Annotated in this window: 18 protein-coding genes; 9 read left to right on the top strand and 9 right to left on the bottom strand. The window is 58.9% G+C overall.

Going from position 1 to position 20,009, the window contains the following annotated elements:
* Window positions 1-91: 91 nt before the first annotated feature.
* The 4 genes from nrdH to nrdF are packed head-to-tail and all read left to right on the top strand — an operon-like array spanning window position 92 to window position 3,892.
* Window positions 92-313 (top strand): glutaredoxin-like protein NrdH, encoded by a 222-nt coding sequence (nrdH, locus tag FB593_RS09220; RefSeq protein ID WP_019564573.1) that lies wholly within the window; start codon window positions 92-94, stop codon window positions 311-313.
* 12 nt (window positions 314-325) lie between these two features.
* A complete protein-coding gene (nrdI, locus tag FB593_RS09215; protein WP_113472982.1) occupies window positions 326-724 on the top strand; it encodes a class Ib ribonucleoside-diphosphate reductase assembly flavoprotein NrdI in 399 nt (132 codons plus the stop codon).
* Window positions 712-2,901 (top strand): class 1b ribonucleoside-diphosphate reductase subunit alpha, encoded by a 2,190-nt coding sequence (nrdE, locus tag FB593_RS09210; protein ID WP_112291081.1) that lies wholly within the window; start codon window positions 712-714, stop codon window positions 2,899-2,901. Before nrdI ends, nrdE begins: the two co-directional genes overlap by 13 nt.
* Before the next feature lie 16 nt (window positions 2,902-2,917).
* The gene (gene nrdF, locus FB593_RS09205) at window positions 2,918-3,892 is read left to right on the top strand and encodes a class 1b ribonucleoside-diphosphate reductase subunit beta (protein ID WP_003514262.1); all 975 of its coding nucleotides are present in this window, start codon (window positions 2,918-2,920) and stop codon (window positions 3,890-3,892) included.
* A gap of 28 nt (window positions 3,893-3,920) precedes the next feature.
* Here nrdF and FB593_RS09200 read toward each other — a convergent pair whose 3' ends face one another.
* Window positions 3,921-5,033 carry an alpha/beta hydrolase gene (locus tag FB593_RS09200; RefSeq protein WP_019564571.1) on the bottom strand — a complete coding sequence of 371 codons (1,113 nt, stop codon included), beginning with the start codon at window positions 5,031-5,033 and terminating at the stop codon, window positions 3,921-3,923.
* A gap of 156 nt (window positions 5,034-5,189) precedes the next feature.
* Between FB593_RS09200 and recF the strand changes: the two genes are divergently transcribed.
* The 3 genes from recF to FB593_RS09185 are packed head-to-tail and all read left to right on the top strand — an operon-like array spanning window position 5,190 to window position 7,579.
* Entirely contained in the window at window positions 5,190-6,317 is a 1,128-nt protein-coding gene (gene recF / locus FB593_RS09195) for a DNA replication/repair protein RecF (protein ID WP_013635217.1), read from the top strand.
* 22 nt (window positions 6,318-6,339) lie between these two features.
* On the top strand, window positions 6,340-7,110 hold the full coding sequence (locus FB593_RS09190; RefSeq protein ID WP_111795125.1) for a molybdopterin-synthase adenylyltransferase MoeB: 771 nt from the start codon (window positions 6,340-6,342) through the stop codon (window positions 7,108-7,110).
* Window positions 7,103-7,579: a GNAT family N-acetyltransferase gene (locus FB593_RS09185; RefSeq protein WP_065659738.1), complete on the top strand. Its 477-nt coding sequence runs from the start codon at window positions 7,103-7,105 to the stop codon at window positions 7,577-7,579. The genes FB593_RS09190 and FB593_RS09185 overlap by 8 nt, the downstream gene beginning before the upstream one ends.
* 78 nt (window positions 7,580-7,657) lie before the next feature.
* Here FB593_RS09185 and FB593_RS09180 read toward each other — a convergent pair whose 3' ends face one another.
* Complete coding sequence (locus FB593_RS09180; RefSeq protein ID WP_003514267.1) at window positions 7,658-8,662, bottom strand: 2-hydroxyacid dehydrogenase; 1,005 nt, start codon at window positions 8,660-8,662, stop codon at window positions 7,658-7,660.
* A 180-nt stretch (window positions 8,663-8,842) separates the two neighbouring features.
* Here FB593_RS09180 and FB593_RS09175 point away from each other — a divergent pair, with 180 nt between their 5' ends.
* On the top strand, window positions 8,843-9,376 hold the full coding sequence (locus tag FB593_RS09175) for an SH3 domain-containing protein (protein ID WP_003514268.1): 534 nt from the start codon (window positions 8,843-8,845) through the stop codon (window positions 9,374-9,376).
* On the opposite strand, the gene FB593_RS09170 is transcribed toward FB593_RS09175, so the two are convergent.
* The gene (locus FB593_RS09170) at window positions 9,369-10,361 is read right to left on the bottom strand and encodes an adenosine kinase (RefSeq protein WP_003514270.1); all 993 of its coding nucleotides are present in this window, start codon (window positions 10,359-10,361) and stop codon (window positions 9,369-9,371) included. The two genes, FB593_RS09175 and FB593_RS09170, sit on opposite strands and share 8 nt — an antisense overlap.
* Window positions 10,362-10,896: 535 nt before the next feature.
* On the opposite strand from FB593_RS09170, the gene FB593_RS09165 reads away from it, so the two are divergent.
* The gene (locus FB593_RS09165; RefSeq protein ID WP_112291079.1) at window positions 10,897-11,841 is read left to right on the top strand and encodes an AEC family transporter; all 945 of its coding nucleotides are present in this window, start codon (window positions 10,897-10,899) and stop codon (window positions 11,839-11,841) included.
* A gap of 15 nt (window positions 11,842-11,856) precedes the next feature.
* Here the strand turns inward: FB593_RS09165 and FB593_RS09160 are convergent, their stop codons facing one another.
* The 6 genes from FB593_RS09160 to infB all read right to left on the bottom strand — a co-directional run bounded on the left by FB593_RS09160 (window position 11,857) and on the right by infB (window position 19,991).
* On the bottom strand, window positions 11,857-12,873 hold the full coding sequence (locus tag FB593_RS09160; protein WP_003514275.1) for a class I SAM-dependent methyltransferase: 1,017 nt from the start codon (window positions 12,871-12,873) through the stop codon (window positions 11,857-11,859).
* A 75-nt stretch (window positions 12,874-12,948) separates the two neighbouring features.
* Window positions 12,949-15,096 (bottom strand): polyribonucleotide nucleotidyltransferase, encoded by a 2,148-nt coding sequence (gene pnp, locus FB593_RS09155; RefSeq protein ID WP_145166477.1) that lies wholly within the window; start codon window positions 15,094-15,096, stop codon window positions 12,949-12,951.
* Between the two features lie 271 nt (window positions 15,097-15,367).
* Window positions 15,368-15,637, bottom strand: a complete 270-nt coding sequence (gene rpsO / locus FB593_RS09150; protein WP_003514294.1) for a 30S ribosomal protein S15 — start codon at window positions 15,635-15,637, stop codon at window positions 15,368-15,370.
* A 163-nt stretch (window positions 15,638-15,800) separates the two neighbouring features.
* Window positions 15,801-16,748, bottom strand: a complete 948-nt coding sequence (truB, locus tag FB593_RS09145) for a tRNA pseudouridine(55) synthase TruB (RefSeq protein WP_038489324.1) — start codon at window positions 16,746-16,748, stop codon at window positions 15,801-15,803.
* A gap of 3 nt (window positions 16,749-16,751) precedes the next feature.
* Window positions 16,752-17,168 carry a 30S ribosome-binding factor RbfA gene (gene rbfA / locus FB593_RS09140; protein WP_003507167.1) on the bottom strand — a complete coding sequence of 139 codons (417 nt, stop codon included), beginning with the start codon at window positions 17,166-17,168 and terminating at the stop codon, window positions 16,752-16,754.
* Window positions 17,169-17,243: 75 nt separating this feature from the next.
* Window positions 17,244-19,991 carry a translation initiation factor IF-2 gene (gene infB / locus FB593_RS09135; RefSeq protein WP_065688455.1) on the bottom strand — a complete coding sequence of 916 codons (2,748 nt, stop codon included), beginning with the start codon at window positions 19,989-19,991 and terminating at the stop codon, window positions 17,244-17,246.
* Window positions 19,992-20,009 lie beyond the last annotated feature (18 nt).

Genomic DNA, 20,009 nt, shown 5'->3' with positions numbered 1-20,009 from the left:
TCGCCAGAATGACAGAACCATCGCCACCCGCTTGCGATTGCAGGCGGGCAATGTTGAGCCGTGCGTAAAAGCGGCTTCGAAAGAGGAAACAATGACCGTCACCGTTTACAGCAAACCCGCCTGCGTCCAGTGCACTGCCACCTATCGTGCGCTTGACCGCATCGGTGTTAGCTACGAGATCATCGATATCTCCGAAGATGCGGATGCCCTCGATCGCGTTCGCGGCCTCGGTTACATGCAGGTTCCCGTGGTCGTTGCCGGCGAACGCCATTGGGCGGGTTTCCGTCCGGACATGATTGGCTCGATCAGCTGAGGAGGCGATGCGATGGGGCTGATCGTCTATTATTCCAGCCGGTCTGAGAACACTCATCGCTTCCTTCAGAAACTGGGGCGACGATTGCTTCGCCTGCCGCTCGGCGCCGAGGAAGACGTTCCTCACGTGTCGGAGCCCTATGTTCTCGTCACCCCCACCTATGGGGGCGGCGGCATGAAAGGAGCGGTACCGAAACCGGTTATCCGGTTTTTGAACGAGCCCTCAAACCGAAATCTCATTCGCGGCGTCATAGCGGCGGGAAATACGAATTTTGGCGCAGCTTTCGCATTCGCCGGAGATATCGTGTCGCGTAAATGCGCGGTGCCGTTTCTCTACCGCTTCGAGCTTCTCGGCACGGAGGAAGATGTCGCCAACGTCAATCATGGATTGGAACGATTTTGGACACGCTGACCTCGAGCGCGGTGCGCAACACGGATGCCAAACAACAAGTAACCGCCGCGCAGAAACACCTGGACGCGGGACTGGACTATCACGCGCTGAACGCGATGCTGAACCTCTACGATGAAAACGGGAAGATCCAGTTCGACAAGGACCGCCTTGCGGCACGGCAATATTTCCTCCAGCACGTCAACCAGAACACGGTGTTTTTCCATAATCTCAGGGAAAAGCTCGATTATCTCGTGACCGAGGGATATTACGAACAGGAGGTGCTGGACCAGTATTCCTTCAATTTCGTCCGTGACCTCTACGACGAGGCCTATGCCAGAAAGTTCCGTTTTCCGACATTTCTCGGCGCCTTCAAATATTATACGTCCTATACGCTGAAGACCTTCGACGGAAAGCGTTACCTGGAGCGTTATGAGGACCGCGTCTGCATGGTGGCGCTGGCTCTGGCGCGTGGCGACGAGCAGCTTGCCCGCGATCTGATGGATGAAATCATTTCCGGCCGCTTCCAGCCGGCGACCCCGACCTTTCTCAACGCTGGCAAGAAAAGCCGCGGTGAGCTGGTTTCGTGTTTTCTGCTGCGTGTGGAAGACAATATGGAAAGCATCGGCCGGTCCATCAATTCAGCATTGCAGCTTTCCAAGCGTGGCGGTGGCGTAGCACTGTCCCTGACCAATATTCGCGAAGCCGGCGCGCCGATCAAACAGATCGAAAACCAGTCCTCCGGCGTCATTCCTGTCATGAAGCTGCTGGAAGATTCGTTCTCCTACGCCAACCAGCTTGGCGCGCGCCAAGGCGCTGGTGCGGTCTATCTGCATGCCCATCACCCCGACATCATGCGTTTCCTTGATACGAAACGTGAAAACGCCGACGAAAAAATCCGCATCAAAACCCTTTCGCTCGGCGTGGTGATCCCTGATATCACCTTCGAACTCGCGAGAAACAACGAGGATATGTACCTGTTCTCACCCTATGATGTTGAGCGGGTTTATGGCGTGCCGTTTACCGAGATTTCCGTCAGCGAAAAATATCAGGAAATGGTCGCCGACAGCCGCATCCGCAAGAAGAAGATCAAGGCACGCGAGTTCTTCCAAGTCATCGCAGAAATCCAGTTCGAAAGCGGTTACCCCTATATCATGTTCGAGGATACGGTTAACCGCGCCAATCCGATCGCCGGCCGTATCAGCATGAGCAATCTCTGCTCGGAAATCCTACAGGTCAGCGAGGCGAGCGAGTTCAACGACGATCTCTCTTACAGCCATATGGGCAAGGATATTTCCTGCAATCTCGGCTCGCTCAACATTGCTTCAGCAATGGATTCGGCTGATTTCGGCAAGACGATCGAAACCTCCATCCGGGCGCTGACGGCCGTTTCTGACATGAGCCACATCTCGTCTGTCCCTTCCGTGGAAAAGGGCAATGATGCGAGCCACGCCATCGGGCTTGGTCAGATGAACCTGCATGGCTATCTGGCGCGCGAGCGCATCTTCTACGGCTCCGAAGAAGGCATCGACTTCACCAATATCTATTTCTACACGGTGACCTATCACGCCATCCGCGCCAGCAATCGCCTTGCCACTGAAAGGGGCCAGAGCTTCAAGGGCTTTGAAAACTCCAAATATGCCTCGGGCGACTACTTCGATAAATATACCGACCGGGAATGGCTGCCCGCGACGGAAAAGGTCCGCGACCTTTTTGAGAAAGCCGGCATTTCCATTCCGACACAGGAGGACTGGAAAGCGTTGAAGCAGGCCGTCATGGAGACCGGCCTCTATAACCAGAACCTTCAGGCCGTGCCGCCCACAGGCTCGATCTCCTATATCAACCACTCGACCTCCTCGATCCATCCCATCGTCTCGAAGATTGAAATTCGCAAGGAAGGCAAGATCGGCCGTGTTTATTATCCGGCTTCCTACCTTTCGAACGACAATCTCGAATATTATCAGGATGCCTACGAAATCGGTCCGGAAAAGATCATAGATACCTATGCGGCGGCCACTCAGCATGTCGATCAGGGCCTGTCGCTGACACTGTTCTTCCGCGATACGGCAACGACGCGCGATATCAACCGGGCGCAGATCTACGCCTGGAAAAAAGGCATCAAGACCATCTACTACATCCGTTTGCGCCAGATGGCGCTGGAAGGCACGCAGGTTCAGGGCTGCGTATCCTGCACGCTCTGAATTGAGGGACAAGACAATGAACATTGCCGTAAAACCCGCGTCCCGTATTCGCGCGGTCAACTGGAACCGCATCGAGGATGACAAGGATCTCGAAGTCTGGAATCGCCTGACATCGAATTTCTGGCTACCGGAAAAGGTGCCGCTCTCCAACGATATCCCGTCCTGGGGAACGTTGAAGCCGGAAGAGCAGACCCTGACGATCCGCGTCTTCACCGGGCTGACATTGCTGGACACGATCCAGAACGGCGTCGGTTCCGTGCGCCTGATGGCGGATTCGGCGACGCCGCACGAGGAGGCGGTGCTTTCCAACATCTCCTTTATGGAGGCGGTCCACGCCCGCTCCTATTCCTCGATCTTCTCGACGCTCTGCTCCACGCCTGACGTCGATGACGCCTATCGCTGGTCGGAGGAGAACGAATTCCTGCAACGCAAATCCGCGCTCATCATGCGCGAATATGATAGCGGAAATCCGTTGAAAATGAAGGTCGCCAGCGTGTTTCTGGAGAGCTTCCTGTTCTATTCCGGCTTCTACCTGCCTATGTTCTGGTCAAGTCGCGCCAAGCTTACCAACACGGCCGATTTGATCCGTCTCATCATTCGCGATGAGGCCGTGCATGGCTATTACATCGGCTACAAGTTCCAGCGCGCGCTCGAACGTCTGGGCGAAGCGGAAAAACAGGAGATCAAGGATTTCGCCTTCGATCTATTGCTCGAGCTTTACGACAACGAGGCCAAATATACCCAAGACCTCTATGACGGCGTTGGCCTGACGGAGGACGTCAAGCAGTTCCTGCATTACAACGCCAACAAGGCCTTGATGAATCTGGGTTACGAGGCGCTGTTTCCGCCCGAGGCTTGCCGGGTCAATCCTGCGATCCTCTCGGCGCTGTCTCCCAATGCCGACGAGAACCACGACTTCTTCTCCGGCTCCGGCTCTTCCTATGTCATCGGCAAGGCGGTCGCCACAGAAGACGAAGACTGGGATTTCTGAACCGGTTGTCGCCAAGAACCCGCAAAAGTTATTGCGGGTTCACGACCTGGCTCGCAAGCCGGAAGGGGCTGGATACTGTTGCCCCGATAGCGTCGAACACAAAGGCACCCGCGCGGCCTATGCCGTTTTCGCCGTTGCCGTTCCGGCTCGCCTCCAGTTGTGGCACCAGCGACGCGAGTGCCGCATAGCGGTCGTGGTTGAGCGGATCCGATGCCTTGAGTTTGGAGATGTCAACGAACTGAACGCCCTCTTTCAGGGCGGCTTCCTGCACTTGAGGATCGGTCACATCCAGCGCGCCTATGCGGGTGACGTCGGCCCCCAGGATGGAGGAAGCCTTCAGGGCGCGGTCGTCCTTGGAGACGAGAATGGTGAGCGGCGGATTGAGCCTCCCCACCACCTCGATCTGCTTGCGGAAAACATCGGCGTCGATATCCGGCGCGGCCAGCACTACCTGTAGTTTGGAAAGCACATCGTTCCTGCCTTCGAAGCGCAATTGTCGCAGCGCTTCCATGACCAGCCAGCCGCCCATGCTGTGACCGAACACGACAATGCTTTTTTTCGGTGTCTGCTTGGTAAGGTCTGTCAGCACCATGGCCAGCGCGTCTCGCGAATAGGTCGCTGATTCCTTGTCGGCCACGTAACCGGTGACGCTCGCCTGGGACGGCCAGGAAAAGACCAGCGGCACACCATCCATATTGGCATCGGCTGCCATTTGTGCCGCACGGAACAAGGCTTCCTGATAGCTGTAATTATAGCCATGCACAAAAAGGGCGATCTGCTTGCCGGAGCGGGTGACATCGCCAAGATCGGAATTGAAACGCGTTTTCGTCAGCATATCGGCTTTGGTGACGACAAAATCCTTGCTCGGGTTCGGCTTGCCTTTGGACCATTCGATATTTCCGCTTTTATGGCTGGGAGGAATGGAAATGTCGAAGCGCGCATAATTCAGCTCAGCTGCCCGCCCAGCGCTAAAGCCCTTTTTGGCCTCGTTGTTTTTCTCCCGCGTGCTCGCCACATAGGCTGTCACGATTTTCGTATCGGTGGTCTTGGTGTTTATGGCCTGCAACACATCCGCCCCCGGCCTGCCCGCGCAGGATGAAAGAAGGCTGAGAGCGAGGAGGAGCGAAAAAATCAGGCGCATGGATGGGGTTACCGATAATGAGGGACCACGCATAAATAACCGGCCGCTCAAAAAGTTGCTACTGGAGACTGGATTGCGGTGTGGTTGCATTATGTTCAATGCGGACGACGCATTCCCCACCTTGCTATCCAGCTATGTTCGTTTTAGGCCGTACAGATGACGAATAAGGTGTCGCTTTTACGGCTGAAACTCACGGACTTCCGCAACTATGCGGCGGCGTCGCTCGCGCTGGATGACCGTCACGTGGTGCTGACGGGTGACAACGGTTCCGGCAAGACCAATCTCCTGGAGGCCGTTTCGTTTTTGTCGCCCGGAAGGGGCCTGCGCCGCGCCACCCTGTCCGATGTGACGCGAGTGGGGGCGGAGGCCGCCGGTTTTTCGATTTTTGCGGATGTCGACGGCATGGACGGCGAGGTCGCCATCGGAACCGGGATCGAGGGTGACGGCGAGGTAGTGTCGCGCCGCCTGAGGCTGAACGGGACATCGGTGAAGTCGGTCGATGAATTGACGGATCATCTGCGGGTGCTGTGGCTGACGCCTGCCATGGATGGGCTTTTTACCGGTTCATCCTCGGATCGCCGGCGTTTTCTCGATCGGTTGGTGCTCTCGCTCGATCCTGCGCATGGACGGCGGGCAAGCGACTTCGAAAAGGCCATGCGCGGCCGCAACCGTCTGCTTTCGGAAGGCCGTTTCGATCCGGTCTGGCTGGACGGTATCGAGAAGCAGATGGCGGAACTCGGCATTTCCATGGCGCTCGCGCGCTATGAAATGTTGGGTCTTTTGAAGAGCCTCATCGAAGGCCGTTCCGGCAATGCTGCCTTCCCCTCGGCGGCGCTGGCGCTCTCGGGTTTCATGGACGACACGCTCAACCGGCCGGCTGTCGATCTGGAAGACGAGTATAGGCTTACGCTGCGCGAAGGCCGGTATCGAGACGCGGCGGCAGGCCGCACGCTTGATGGGCCACACCGTGTCGATCTGTTCGTGCGCCATGCGGAAAAGAACATGGAGGCAGAGCGTTGCTCGACTGGAGAACAGAAGGCGCTGCTGGTGGGATTGGTGCTTGCGCATGCCCAGCTCACCGCCAACATGACCGGCCATGCGCCGGTTCTGCTGCTCGACGAAATTGCCGCGCATCTGGATGAGGGCAGGCGGGCGGCTCTGTTCGATCTCATTCACGCGCTCGGTGGTCAGAGTTTCATGACCGGAACGGATGCGGCAATGTTCTCCGCCCTTGGCGACAGGGCGCAATTCTTCAATGTCTCCCACGGGGGCATCACGGCATGACGGCGAAAAAATGGAGTGCGACATGGACCCGCTGAGCCCGGACGAAATCGAACGCTACAAGCGCCATATTCTCTTGCCGGAAATCGGCGGTGCCGGGCAGCAGCGTCTGAAGGCCGCGCGGGTGCTGGTAATCGGGGCTGGTGGCCTCGGCGCGCCTGTCCTTCATTATCTTGCTGCAGCCGGTGTTGGCACGCTTGGCCTGATCGATGACGACGTGGTCTCCCTTTCCAATCTCCAGCGGCAGGTGATTCACGATACCGGCACGATCGGTGAGCTGAAAACGGCAAGCGCCCGCGCAGCCATCGCCCGGCTCAACCCGCATGTGCGTACCCTTGTTTTTGAGGAGCGTTTTTCGCAGATCTGGGCGCACACCCATCTGCCATCCTTCGATCTCCTTATCGACGGTTCTGATAATTTCGACACACGTTATGCCGCTGCCGATGCCGCAGAAGCTGCGAAAAGGCCGCTGGTAACGGGCGCTGTCGGCCGTTTCGATGGTTCGGTAACGGTGCTGAAACCCTATGAGGCGGGTGCCGATGGTACTCTGCTGCCGGGGTATCGCGATCTGTTTCCCGAGCCACCGCCGCAGGGGCTTATTCCGAATTGCGCGGAAACGGGCATCGTCGGCGCTTTGACCGGCGTGATCGGCACGATCATGGCCATGGAGGCCATCAAGGTGATCACCGCTGCCGGCGAGCCATTGGTCGGCCGCCTGCTTCTCTATGACGCCCTGTCGGCCCGCTTCGAAACCGTGCGTTACAAGCGCCGCCCTGCTGGAAAAAAACATGACTGAGATCACAAGGATTGGCGAAGAATTCGAGCGCTGGCAGGAGCTGCTTGCGCTTATCATGTCGTCCTTCGCCTATATGGACGGCGTCATCGACCCACCATCGTCCGCTCACCGTTTGACGCTCGAAAATCTCGCGGAAAAGGCGAGGGCGGAGACCGCTTTCGTGGCGCTGGATGGTGATGAGATTGTTGGCTGCCTGTTTTGCCGGCAGGAACCACCGGCCTGCCTTTACGTCGGCAAGCTGTGCGTCTCCCTGAAAGCGCAGGGCAAAGGCATCGGCAAAATGCTTCTGGAACGGGCCGAAGCATTGGCCCGCGAATTGGCGTTACCGGCACTGCGGCTGGAAACGCGCATCGAGCTTGTCGGCAACCACGCGAAATTCGCCGCCTGGGGTTTCATCAAAACCGCTGAAAACGCCCATCCGGGTTACGACCGTACGACCTCGATTGAAATGACGAAATTCCTCGGCTGAGACGGCTCAATCTGTGATCCGCTTAGAGGCCTGCTTCTCCGTCCCATGTCACGAGCAGACACGGCTGTCTGAACCGGTTCAGTTCCGCCCCGGCAGCACCCGGTTCGGCGGTCGGTGTCCGTCGAAAAGCGTGCGGATGTTGATGATGACCTTGTCACCCATCTCGATGCGTCCCTCGATCGTTGCCGAGCCCATATGCGGAAGCAGCACGACCTTGCCTTCTCTCGCGAGCTTGATGAGCTTGGGATTGATTGCGGGCTCGTTCTCGTAGACATCGAGACCGGCTCCGGCGATCTTTCCGTCGCGCAGGCACTGGATCATTGCCGCCTCATCGATGATATCGCCGCGCGCCGTGTTGACGATGTAGCTTGTCGGCTGCATCAGCGCGAGCCGTCGTGCCGAGATCAGGTGATAGGTCGCAGGTGTGGAGGGGCAATTGACGGAAACAATATCCACCCGAGCCAGCATCTGGTCGAGGCTGTCCCAATAGGTTGCCTCAAGCTCCGCTTCCGTCGCCGGGTTGACGCGTTTGCGGTTGTGATAGTGTATGGAGAGGCCGAAAGCCTTGGCGCGCCGCGCAACTGCCGTACCGATGCGGCCCATGCCGACAATGCCGATGCGTTTGCCGGAAATGCGCCGTCCCAGCATCCAGGTCGGCGACCAGCCCAGCCATTCGTCGGCGCCATTGGCAAGTACGCGCGTGCCTTCGATCAGGCGGCGCGGCACGGCCAGCACCAGCGCCATGGTGATATCGGCGCTGTCTTCGGTCAGCACGTTGGGCGTGTTGGTCACTGTGATGCCCTTTCGGGCGGCCGCGTCCACATCCACATGGTCTATGCCGTTGGAGAAGCTTGCGATCAGCTTCAGTTGCGGCCCTGCTTTCTCGATCATGGCGGCGGTGATGCGGTCCGTGACCGTCGGCACCAGAACGTCGACCCGCTGCATGGCGGCCACAAGCTCTTCCTCGCGGCGCTGCGTATCGTCGATATTCAGTTCGGCATCGAAGAGTTCCCGCATTCTGGTTTCGACGACGTCAGGCAATTTGCGGGTGATATAGACTGTCGGTCTCTTCTTGTGGGTCATCGTTTGCCGCTGCCTTGTTCAGAAGTCATTAACCAGAAAGAGCGATAATTTCTTTCAATCAGGGCGTTTCTACCAGACCCACCGGCGAAGACAAATAAAACTCGCCGAAGCTTGAGGCGTGTGGAAACGAGCCTCCTCGAATTTAATCCGGTTTGCAGAAGGCAGGAAACGGAAATGGGCATGCGCAGTGTGGTTTCTATGGTTTGCATTGCATTGTCTCTGGGCCTCTTTGGTGTGGCGAACGAGGCCATGGCGCAAGGCGCTGCCAAAGGCGCAAGCGGCCTGCCTTTGCCGCGTTTTGTCAGCCTGAAATCCAAGCGCGTCAACATGCGCATCGGACCCAGCACGGATTATGCCGTTTCCTGGATGTATATGAAATCGGGAATGCCGGTTGAAATCATTCAGGAATATGAGAACTGGCGACGCATCCGCGATGCCGATGGCACGGAAGGCTGGGTTAACCAGGCGCTACTCTCTGGCGAGCGCACGGCCGTCGCCGCGCCGTGGATGCGCGGCAAGGGCAAGGATGTCTACGTGAACATGCGCCGCGACGCACAGTCGGGCGCCTCCGTCATCGCCCGGCTGGAGCCGGGCGTCGTCTTCAGGATCGGTGAATGCAACGGCGACTGGTGCCGCGCCGAGGCCGGTCAGGCCTCAGGCTGGGTGTCGCAGGGTGAAATCTGGGGTGCTTATCCCGGCGAGGCCTTTAAATAAGGCCGTTTTTCTCGCCCAGCGCCTTGAGCGATGACATCGGACGCGGCCCGACCTGCTGAATGACGGCGGCAGCAGCAAGGCAGCCGAGTTTGCCGCAATCTTCCAGAGACCGATCCTGCGTGTAACCGAACAGGAAGCCGGCGGCGAAAAGATCGCCGGCGCCTGTTGTGTCGACCACGTCATACACTGGATAGGCTTCTACCTTCACGCGTTCCGTGCCGCGCAGGATAACGGCGCCTTCTTCGCTCATCGTTACCGCTGCGATCTTGCAATCGGCAGCGATTTTCGTCAGCGCCAGCTCGAAATCGTCGGTTTCATAGAGCGAGAGAGCTTCCTGCTTGTTGGCGAAAACGATGTCCACGGTGCCGGAACGCATCAGGTCGAGAAATTCTTCGCGGTATCGGCCTACGCAGAAACTGTCTGAAAGCGTCATGGAGACTTCACGGCCGTTCTCATGCGCAATGCGGGCGCAATCGCGAATGGCATCCTTGGCGCGCGGCGGATCCCACAGGTAACCTTCGAAATAGGTGACCTTCGTGTTCGCCACGACGTCTTCTTCTACATCTTCCGGACCGAGATCGACGCAGGCGCCGAGATAGGTGTTCATCGAGCGCTCACCGTCTTCCGTGACGAAGATCATCGAGCGGGCAGTCGGCGGAAACGTGCCTTCCGGCTTCGTTTCGAAATAGACGCCCTGCGCGCGGATATCGTGCTGGAAGATTTCGCCGAGCTGATCTTCGGCCACCTTGCCGAAATAAGCCGCCCTGCCACCGAAATTCGCCACGCCCGCCGCCGTGTTGCCCGCACTTCCGCCGGAGGCCTCGAGAGCGGGTCCCATCAGCGAATAAAGCAGTTCGGCCCGCTCCGCGTCGATGAGGTTCATCGCGCCCTTGGTGATGGCGTTATCATTGAGGAAGCGATCATCACAACGGGAAATGATGTCGACGATGGCATTGCCGACAGTCAGTACGTCGAATTTCGTCATAGGCCCTATCCGGTTTGCAGGGTGCACATTTTTGAACGGTCTTAAACAATTCTGGCGGCAAGAAAAGCCCAAAGGGGAAATATGCGGTTCTCCACCAGAGACAGAAACGCGTCATGTGCCTGTAATGTGGTTAAGCTATCACTCCGATCAGAGCAAACGGTGCGTGAATACGGACCAGAATAGAAGACATGAGGTCTTCTGGCTCACCCGTTATCTCCGTCACGGATGTACTGACGGCGTATAACGGATATGACAAAAGGCGGGGGAAACCCCGCTTTTTCTTTTGGTCCACCTTTGGTGCGCCCCTTTCTAGAGTGCCGCAAGCGGGTTTTCATTATAGACGGTACTCGAAAGACCGACCGCAGCGCCACTTGATCCAGTGACCGGTTTTGAGGGGCTTTCTGCAAAAATACCTGACGGAGCTACGTCGCGTATTGAATGAAACATCCGGGTGCAGCGTTTTCGCGATTCCATTCCCTTGGAAAAGGCTCTAAAGCGGAGTATCTCCCGCAAAAGCCGCGAAAGCTCTCCCTCCATGTCTGCCGTTGCCGCGAACGTCGCTCCGATTTTCATTCTTATCCTGATCGGCTGGCTCACCGTCAAGGCCGCCTTGTTCAGGGCTGATGCCGGTGAGATTCTCAGCGATTTTGTATTCAAGATCGCCGTGCCGACTTTGATCTTCCGCACTCTTGCGGAGGCGAATTTTCATGGCGCATCGCCCTTCCGGCTGTGGCTGACCTATTTCGCCGGCGTGGCCGTAACCTGGACGGTTGGGCATATCGTCACGCGGTACATCTTCAAGCAGGATAGTCGCATCGCCGTCATAGCCGGCATATCCTCGGCCTTTGCCAACAATATCTTCATCGGCCTGCCGCTCGTCGGGCGGTCCATCGGGGATGAGGGGCTGGTCGCCCTCTCCATTCTGCTGGCCATCCATCTGCCGGTCATGATGATTGCCGGTACCATCCTGATGGAGAACGCCACGCATAAGGCGGTGGGCGGCGAAAAGCGCAGCATGGCTTCTGTCTTCAGGCAGGTCGGCCGCAACCTCATCACAAATCCGCTGGTGATCGGACTTTTCATCGGGCTTTCGACCAATGTTTCAGGCGTGACGCTCACGCCCATCCTCAAGACCGTGGTTGATCAGATCGCGTCCATGGCGGGACCGGCAGCGCTCATCTCGCTCGGCATGGCGCTGACGAAATACACCATTCGCGGTAATCTGGGGATTGCTGTCACCATGACGGTTTTCAAACTGCTGCTTCTGCCCGCCTGCGTGTGGGCCATGGGCCATGCTCTCGGTCTCAGCCGGGAATGGACAGCTGCCCTCGTGCTCACCTCGTCGGTGCCGACAGGGGTGAATGCATGGCTGATCGCCAACCGCTTCGGCATCGGCCACAGCGTTGCGGCCTCCACCATCAGCATTTCCACGGCGACCGGTGTTCTCTCCGTGTCGCTGTGGGCATGGCTGTTGAGCTGATGATGCTCGAATTGCTTACTTCTGGGCGCTCAGGATCTTGAAGCGCGCGTTGCGGCATACCTCGGCGCTGGTGCGGAATTCCGCCGCCAGCACCGGCTCATAGGGCATGCCGCGATTGGCGACCATCAGCAGCTTTCCACCGTTGCGAAGCGCGCCGGCAGCCGTCTTGATAAAGGCCTGACCGAGAGCGGGTTCTGCCGCCTGTCCTGCCGCGTGGAAAGGCGGGTTCATGATGATGAGGTCGTATTTTTCTTTCGGCGGCTCGTTTGCAAGGTCCTGCCAGAAGAAGCGCGCCGTCAGTCGCGGATTGTTTTCAAGAAGATTGGTCTTGGCGAATTCGAGCGCGTTCCAGTCCGCTTCGAAAAGATCGATACGCGCCGTGCGCGGCGATTTTTCCGCCAGCATGACCGAGAGATAACCCCAGCCTGCGCCGAAATCGGCGGCGTTGCCGTCAAAGTCGGTCGGCAGGCGCGAGGCGAGCAGCTCCGAGCCATCGTCCACGCGGTCATGCGAGAACATCCCGGGCATGGCGGTGAAACGGCCAGCAACCGTAACGGAATGTTGCGCGAGTTTCGACACGGCAGATGCAACGTCTTCCGGCCGTTTGAACCAGAGGGCGACGCCGTGGTACTTCGGCGTCGATTCCGCCTCGATGCCAAGCTTTGCCAGCGTCTTGCGCAGCGTCAGAATGCCGTCTTCTTTCGATCCCGCCGCCACGATCAACCCACCCGCCTTGACGCGAGAGAGCGCTTCAGCGACGCGGTTTTCGTTCTCGCCGCGATGTTTGCCGCAAAGCAGCAACGCCGCATCGTAGTCCTCGCCGGAAATATCCGGCGTGACCTCTGCGTTCTGCGCCTGAAGAGCCCGGTAAAGCGGTCGAAAATTCTGAACCGAGACGATGTCAGCGTTAAAACCGTCTAGCCGCGGGCCGGCTTCCGCTCCCAGAAACAGAACGCGCTCGCCCTCTTTCGGTAAGTCGAGCATCTCTGCGGCAAAGGGATGGAAAAGGGTTTTAACAGCATCACGGCTCATTGGAGCGTCCTCAAGATGGAATAGAAAAAAGGCGCGGGCAAAACCCGCGCCTCGATAGGGTCTGGCGAGGCTGCCTTACTCGGCAGCGGCTTCGCCATCTTCCTTCTTCTTGTCTGCGGCAACTTCCTTGCCGGTTGCCTGGTCGACAACCTTCATGGACAGGCGAACCTTGCCACGCTCGTCGAAGCCCATCAGCTTGACCCAGACCTTGTCGCCTTCCTTGACGACGTCGGAGGTCTTTGCGACACGCTCGGAAGCGAGCTGCGAGATGTGAACGAGGCCGTCGCGGGCGCCGAAGAAGTTGACGAAAGCGCCGAAGTCAGCGGTCTTGACGACCGTACCTTCGTAGATCTGGCCGACTTCCGGTTCTGCAACGATCGAATGGATCCACTTGCGGGCCGCTTCGATTTCCTTGCCGGAAGCAGAAGCGATCTTGACGGTGCCGTCGTCTTCGATGTTGATCTTGGCGCCGGTCTTTTCGACGATTTCGCGGATGACCTTGCCGCCCGAACCGATGACTTCACGGATCTTGTCGACCGGAATGTTCATCACTTCGATGCGCGGTGCGAATTCGCCAAGCTGGCCGCGGCTCTCGGTGATGGCATTCGCCATTTCGCCGAGGATGTGCTTGCGGCCACCCTGTGCCTGCTCCAGAGCGATCTTCATGATCTCTTCGGTGATACCGGCGATCTTGATGTCCATCTGCAGCGAGGTGATGCCGTCGGCAGTACCTGCAACCTTGAAGTCCATATCGCCGAGGTGATCTTCGTCACCCAGGATGTCGGAGAGAACCGCAAAGCGCTCGCCTTCGAGGATAAGGCCCATGGCGATACCGGCAACTGGCTTGGCCAACGGTACGCCAGCGTCCATCAGTGCAAGCGAGGTGCCGCAAACCGTTGCCATCGACGAAGAGCCGTTGGACTCGGTGATTTCGGAAACGACGCGCAGCGTGTAGGGGAACTGTTCCGCAGTCGGCAGCATCGGACGGATAGCGCGCCATGCGAGCTTGCCGTGACCGATTTCGCGACGGCCCGGGGAGCCCATACGGCCCGTTTCACCGACCGAGTAGGGCGGGAAGTTGTAATGCAGAAGGAAACGTTCCTTGTACATGCCGGTCAGGCTGTCGACATACTGTTCGTCTTCGCCGGTGCCGAGCGTCGCAACAACGATCGCTTGGGTTTCACCACGGGTGAACAGCGCCGAGCCGTGCGTACGCGGCAGGATGCCAACTTCCGAAACGATCGGACGAACGGTCGACAGGTCGCGGCCATCGATGCGGCTCTTGGTGTCGAGAACGTTCCAGCGAACGATCTTCGCCTGAAGGTGCTTGAAGACAGCGCCGATTTCTTCAGGGCTATACTTCGCTTCGCCTTCTCCCGGCAGGAAGTGAGCCTTGACCTTCGCCTTTACGGCGTCGACGGCGGCGTAACGGGCAGCCTTTTCGGTGATCTTGTAGGCGGTGCGCAGTTCGGTTTCGGCAAGGCCGAGCATTTCGTTTTCGAGCGCGGAGAAATCTTCCGGTTCGAACTCGCGCGGTTCCTTGGCGGCAACTTCAGCGAGCTTGATGATCGCGTCGATAACCGGCTGGAAGCCGCGATGGCCGAACATGACGGCGCCGAGCATGACGTCTTCGTTGAGTTCCTTGGCTTCCGACTCCACCATCAGGACGGCGTCCTGCGTGCCGGCAACAACCAGATCCAGAACCGATTCATCCATCTCATCAAGATGCGGGTTCAGAACATATTCGCCGTTGATGTAACCAACGCGCGCGCCGCCGACCGGGCCCATGAAAGGAATGCCAGACAGTGTGAGCGCAGCGGATGCGGCAACCATCGACAGAACGTCCGGGTCATTTTCGAGGTCGTGCTGAATGACCGTTACGACAACCTGCGTGTCGTTCTTGTAGCCTTCAGGAAACAGCGGGCGGATCGGACGGTCGATCAGGCGGGAAACCAGCGTTTCCTTTTCCGACGGACGGCCTTCGCGCTTGAAATAGCCGCCGGGGATCTTGCCGGCTGCGTAGGTCTTTTCCTGGTAGTTCACGGTGAGCGGGAAGAAGTCCTGTCCCGGCTTCGGAGACTTTGCGGAAACCACCGTCGCAAGAACCATCGTCTCGCCGTAGGTTGCGATGACGGCGCCGTCAGCCTGACGGGCAACCTTGCCTGTCTCGAGCTTCAGCGGGCGGCCAGCCCATTCGATTTCCACGGAGTGTTTATTGAACATATCTTGTCCTTGTTTGTGTATGCCCGCCTTGCGAGGGGGCAACGAACGACGCAATCACGGGCAAGACAGCCGGAGGCTTTTCAAGGTGCAAGCATCCGGCAATCCTGCCCCATGACAGGTCTGCGGTTGAAAAGGCTGCACCGGCCCATCCGGGGCTGCCTTATCGTCCGGGGGCCACATCTATGGCGAACGCCCGGAAATTGAAGATGACCTTCAAAAGGCCAGATATAAAAACCGGCGGGTATCGTTGCGAAACCCGCCGGATAAGGTTTTAGCGGCGAATGCCGAGAGCACCGATCAGCTTGCTGTAACGGGCTTCGTCCTTCTTCTTCAGATAGTCGAGAAGCGAACGGCGGCTCGAAACCAGCGTCAGAAGGCCACGACGGGAGTGGTTGTCCTTCTTGTGGTCCTTGAAGTGACCGGTCAGGTTGTTGATCCGCTCGGTCAGAATAGCGACCTGAACTTCCGGAGAACCGGTGTCGCCTTCGTTCGTTGCATATTCCTTGATGAGGGCGGCTTTGCGCTCTGCAGTAATCGACATCGGACGATCCTTTCTATTTTAAGGAAAAATGGGACGCCTAGAGCCGGGATGTCGTCCAGCTCTGGCCATTCGGCAGCATAGGCAAAGCCCAAGCTGGCGCTGCCTATAAACTATTCCGGGTACAATTGAAAGAGGCGATTGACGCCGCCCCTCAAGGCTCGTCTCAACCGAAAACGCGCTTCGGCCGGAATTCGCCCTCGCCGATCTCGCCGATGGCAATGAGCTTGCCATGCGCAGTGGCATAGGCCTCCGGGTGATTGGCCGGCGCATCACGCCCGCGCAGCAGGATCGGGTTGCCCATCTTCAGCCGGTGTGCCTGATCATCATTGATGATGAGGTGGGGAAGGGATGAAAGCGCTTCCGCCGTGTCGATCAGAAAAGCATCGAGCGCTTCAAGCCGCTCGTCGCGGTCTTCGATGGCTTCGAGCGCCGTCAAGGTTTCGAGCGGTACCATCATGTCCTCGCCGAATGGCGCGACCATTGTACGGCGCAATTGCGAAATATGACCGAAACAGCCGAGATCCCGGCCCATGTCGCGCGCAAGCGCCCGCACATAGGTACCCTTGCCGCATTCCACTTCGAAATGCGCTGTGCTGGCGTCGGGGCAGGCGAGCAGCGTCAGGCGGTGAATTTCCACCTCGCGCGCGGGAATCTCCACCGTTTCGCCTTCACGCGCCAGATCATAGGCCCGCTCACCGGCAATCTTGATGGCGGAAAACTGCGGCGGCGTCTGCATGATCACGCCGGTATAATTGGGCAGAATATCGCGGATCGCCTGTTCGTCCGGGCGCTGGTCGGAGGAGTTGACTACCTCGCCTTCCAGATCGTCGGTTGCGCGTTCTTCACCCCAGGTGACGGTAAACTCGTAGATTTTCCGGCCGTCCATGACGTAAGGAACGGTCTTTGTGGCGTCACCGAGGGCAATCGGCAGCATGCCGGACGCCAAGGGGTCGAGTGTTCCGGCGTGACCTGCCTTCTGGGCGTTGAACAGCCATTTGATCTTGGAAACGGCTTCGGTTGAGCCGAAATCGAGCGGCTTGTCGAGAATGAGCCAGCCCGAAATCGGGCGGCCCTTGGGTTTGCGGTTCTGCTGTTTGCGTGGTTTGGACATGCTTCAGTTCTGTTCGTCGTCTTTTTCGTTCGAAGGTCCCAGATCGCGCTGCACCTCCGGTGACCGCAGGAGTGCGTCGATCTTCTGGTAGTTGTCGAAACTCGTATCGTCGCGGAAACGCAGTTCCGGCATGTATTTCATCTGCCGCAGCTGCGGGCCGAGGCGGCCGCGCATGAACTTGGCATGGCGGTTGAGCGCCGTGATGATGTCGGTGTGATCGGCAACGCCAAGCGGCGTCACGTAAGCGGTCGCGATCTTGAGATCGGGGGACATGCGCACTTCCGAAATGGAAATGACGGTGCCTTCGATCAGATCGTCGCGGACTTCGCCGCGCTGGAGAATTTGGGTCAGTGCGGCGCGCACCTGTTCGCCAACACGCAGCATGCGTTGCGAAGGGGCCGATGATGTTGCTTTTGCCATGGGTAATGCCTCAAACGGAGCGAGCGCCGGTGAAGCCGGCGCCCGACAGAAAAGTCCTGTTTTGCGGCGAGACGCTTAGAGCGTTCTCGTGATGTGTTCGACGCGGAAGCACTCGATGGTGTCGCCGGCGCGAATGTCTTCGTAATTCTCGAAGGCCATACCGCACTCCTGACCAACAGGCACTTCGTTGACTTCGTCCTTGAAGCGCTTGAGGGTCTTGAGCTTGCCTTCGTGGATAACGACGTTGTCGCGCACCAGACGCACACCCGCACCACGTTCCACCTTGCCCTCGACGACGCGGCAACCCGCGACCTTACCGACCTTGGTGATGTTGAACACCTCGAGGATTTCGGCATTGCCGAGGAAGGTCTCGCGACGTTCCGGCGAAAGCAGACCCGACATCGCCGCCTTCACGTCATCCACCAGATCGTAGATGATGTTGTAGTAGCGGATTTCGATACCGGCGCGTTCGGACGCCGTACGTGCCTGTGCGTTGGCGCGAACGTTGAAGCCGATGATCGCGGCGTTCGATGCCTCGGCAAGCGAGATATCCGATTCCGTGATGGCACCAGCACCAGAGTGAACGACACGAGCGCGGACTTCGTCTGTGCCGAGCTTGTCGAGCGAAGCGATAATGGCTTCGACCGAACCTTGCACGTCCGCCTTGATGACCAGCGGGAATTCCTTCAATCCCGAAGTCTGCAACTGGCTCATCATCTGTTCCAGCGAGCCGCGCTGACCGGTCTGACGGGCAACAGCCTTGTCGCGAGCCAGACGCTGGCGGTATTCGGAGATCTCGCGAGCACGACCTTCGTTTTCGACAACCGCAAAACGGTCACCGGCCGACGGCGTACCGGAAAGGCCGAGGATTTCGACCGGCATGGCCGGACCGGCTTCCTTTACGTGGTCGCCCTTGTCGTTGACGAGCGCGCGCACACGGCCCCACTGATCGCCGGCAACGATGATCTGGCCGGGCTTCAGTGTACCCTTCTGCACGAGAACGGTCGCGACGGCACCACGTCCACGGTCCAGCTCGGCTTCGATGACCGTGCCTTCCGCAGTGCGGCTTGGATCCGCCTTGAGATCGAGGATTTCTGCCTGAAGCAGGATCGCTTCGAGCAGCTTGTCGAGGTTGAGCTTGTTCTTGGCCGACACTTCGACATCAAGAACTTCACCACCCATCGATTCCACGAACACTTCGTGCTGCAGCAGCTGCTGGCGAACCTTTTCAGGGTTTGCCTCGTGCTTGTCGATCTTGTTGATCGCAACGACGATCGGAACACCGGCCGCCTTCGCATGGTTAATCGACTCGATCGTCTGCGGCATCACGCTGTCGTCGGCTGCAACAACCAGCACGGCGATGTCGGTTGCCTGCGCACCACGGGCACGCATTGCCGTAAAGGCGGCGTGGCCGGGGGTGTCGATGAAGGTGATCTTCTGACCGTTCTTTTCGACCTGATAGGCGCCGATATGCTGGGTGATGCCACCGGCTTCGCCAGCAACGACATTCGCCTGACGGATAGCGTCGAGCAGCGAGGTCTTGCCGTGGTCGACGTGGCCCATGATGGTCACGACCGGCGGACGGGAAACCATCTCGCCTTCATCGTCAGCCTTGTTGAAGAGACCCTCTTCAACGTCGGATTCGGAAACGCGCTTGACCGTATGGCCGAATTCGACCGCGATCAGTTCCGCCAGATCGGCGTCGATCACGTCGCCCGGCTTCAGCATCTGGCCTTCCTTCATCAGGAACTTGATGACGTCAACGGCGCGCTCGGACATACGCTGCGACAGTTCCTGAATGGTGATGGTTTCCGGCAGGATGACTTCGCGCAGAACCTTTTCGCGGGTTTCCTGCATCTGGCTGCGACGGAATTTCTCCTGGCGGCGGCGCATGGATGCCATCGAGCGGCCACGCGGCGTACCATCTTCTTCCAGATTGGCGGCGGTCACGGTCAGCTTGCCACGACGGCGCTCTTCTTCGGTCTTCAGGCGGGCTGCAGGCTTGGCCGGAACCGGAGCCACGACCTTGCCACGAGCCGGAAGGCTGCTGCCACGACGGACTGCGCCGCGATCGTCCTCGTCGTCACCACCGGTGCGGCGTCCGCGGGGAGCGGCGGCATCGGGCGTGGCGGGAGTGGAACGGGGAGCAACAGGCTGGGGACGGGCGTCAGCGCGTGGCGCCGGCGCAGCGGTCGCAGCCGGCTTTTCGCCGGACAGATCGGATTTCGCTTCCGTAACAGGCTGGCTCGCAGCGATCTTTGCCGCAGCAGCCTCTTCGGCAGCGCGGTTTTCGGCTTCGATTTTTTCAGCGGCGATGCGTTGTTCTTCTTCCACCTTGCGGCGAGCTTCGTCTTCGGCGCGCTGCTTGGCTTCGATAACATCGCGAGCCTGCGCTTCTATCAGCGCACGGCGGCGGGCTTCCATCTCGCCTGCGGACAGGTCGTGCAGAACGTTGCCGCGCGGACGGTCAGGCTGACGCTGCTGCGGTGCGGACGAGCCGGGGCGCTGCTGCGAATGGGAAGAACCCGGACGCTGCTGTTGGTTGCTCGGCTGTTGAATGCGTTGCTGTGGGGCCTGCGGACGCGGTGCCGAAGGGGCAGGCGCTGCCGGCTTCGGCGCCGGAGCTGCCGCCACGACAGGCTGAACCGGCTTCTCGTCTTCGGGACGCAGGGGGCGGCGCTTGCGTGTTTCCACGACAACCGCGTTGGTGCGACCTCGACCCATGTCCTGCCGCACGGTGCCCTGATTCATCCCGCCCGGTTTCAGGGTAAGAGTCTTCTTGGCCGGCGCATTGAGTGTCTTGTCGTCGTTGTTGTCGGTCATTCCGTTCCCGTTCCTACG

The organism is Rhizobium sp. SJZ105, from assembly GCF_007828365.1.
GTDB classification, from domain to species: domain Bacteria; phylum Pseudomonadota; class Alphaproteobacteria; order Rhizobiales; family Rhizobiaceae; genus Agrobacterium; species Agrobacterium tumefaciens.
The sequence above is the reverse complement of the archived record's forward strand: the minus strand, read 5'-3'. Positions and strand labels throughout refer to the sequence as shown.

What these genes read in the sequence shown, in the direction of transcription:
- FB593_RS09175 (WP_003514268.1), top strand. Translation starts at nt 8,843, where the DNA reads ATGCGCAGTGTGGTTTCTATGGTTTGCATTGCATTGTCTCTGGGCCTC.
- FB593_RS09160 (WP_003514275.1), bottom strand. Translation starts at nt 12,873, where the DNA reads ATGAGCCGTGATGCTGTTAAAACCCTTTTCCATCCCTTTGCCGCAGAG.
- nrdH (WP_019564573.1), top strand. Translation starts at nt 92, where the DNA reads ATGACCGTCACCGTTTACAGCAAACCCGCCTGCGTCCAGTGCACTGCC.
- rpsO (WP_003514294.1), bottom strand. Translation starts at nt 15,637, where the DNA reads ATGTCGATTACTGCAGAGCGCAAAGCCGCCCTCATCAAGGAATATGCA.
- truB (WP_038489324.1), bottom strand. Translation starts at nt 16,748, where the DNA reads ATGTCCAAACCACGCAAACAGCAGAACCGCAAACCCAAGGGCCGCCCG.
- FB593_RS09200 (WP_019564571.1), bottom strand. Translation starts at nt 5,033, where the DNA reads ATGCGCCTGATTTTTTCGCTCCTCCTCGCTCTCAGCCTTCTTTCATCC.
- FB593_RS09185 (WP_065659738.1), top strand. Translation starts at nt 7,103, where the DNA reads ATGACTGAGATCACAAGGATTGGCGAAGAATTCGAGCGCTGGCAGGAG.
- recF (WP_013635217.1), top strand. Translation starts at nt 5,190, where the DNA reads ATGACGAATAAGGTGTCGCTTTTACGGCTGAAACTCACGGACTTCCGC.
- pnp (WP_145166477.1), bottom strand. Translation starts at nt 15,096, where the DNA reads ATGTTCAATAAACACTCCGTGGAAATCGAATGGGCTGGCCGCCCGCTG.
- infB (WP_065688455.1), bottom strand. Translation starts at nt 19,991, where the DNA reads ATGACCGACAACAACGACGACAAGACACTCAATGCGCCGGCCAAGAAG.
- FB593_RS09190 (WP_111795125.1), top strand. Translation starts at nt 6,340, where the DNA reads ATGGACCCGCTGAGCCCGGACGAAATCGAACGCTACAAGCGCCATATT.
- FB593_RS09180 (WP_003514267.1), bottom strand. Translation starts at nt 8,662, where the DNA reads ATGACCCACAAGAAGAGACCGACAGTCTATATCACCCGCAAATTGCCT.
- FB593_RS09170 (WP_003514270.1), bottom strand. Translation starts at nt 10,361, where the DNA reads ATGACGAAATTCGACGTACTGACTGTCGGCAATGCCATCGTCGACATC.
- nrdF (WP_003514262.1), top strand. Translation starts at nt 2,918, where the DNA reads ATGAACATTGCCGTAAAACCCGCGTCCCGTATTCGCGCGGTCAACTGG.
- FB593_RS09165 (WP_112291079.1), top strand. Translation starts at nt 10,897, where the DNA reads ATGTCTGCCGTTGCCGCGAACGTCGCTCCGATTTTCATTCTTATCCTG.
- nrdI (WP_113472982.1), top strand. Translation starts at nt 326, where the DNA reads ATGGGGCTGATCGTCTATTATTCCAGCCGGTCTGAGAACACTCATCGC.
- rbfA (WP_003507167.1), bottom strand. Translation starts at nt 17,168, where the DNA reads ATGGCAAAAGCAACATCATCGGCCCCTTCGCAACGCATGCTGCGTGTT.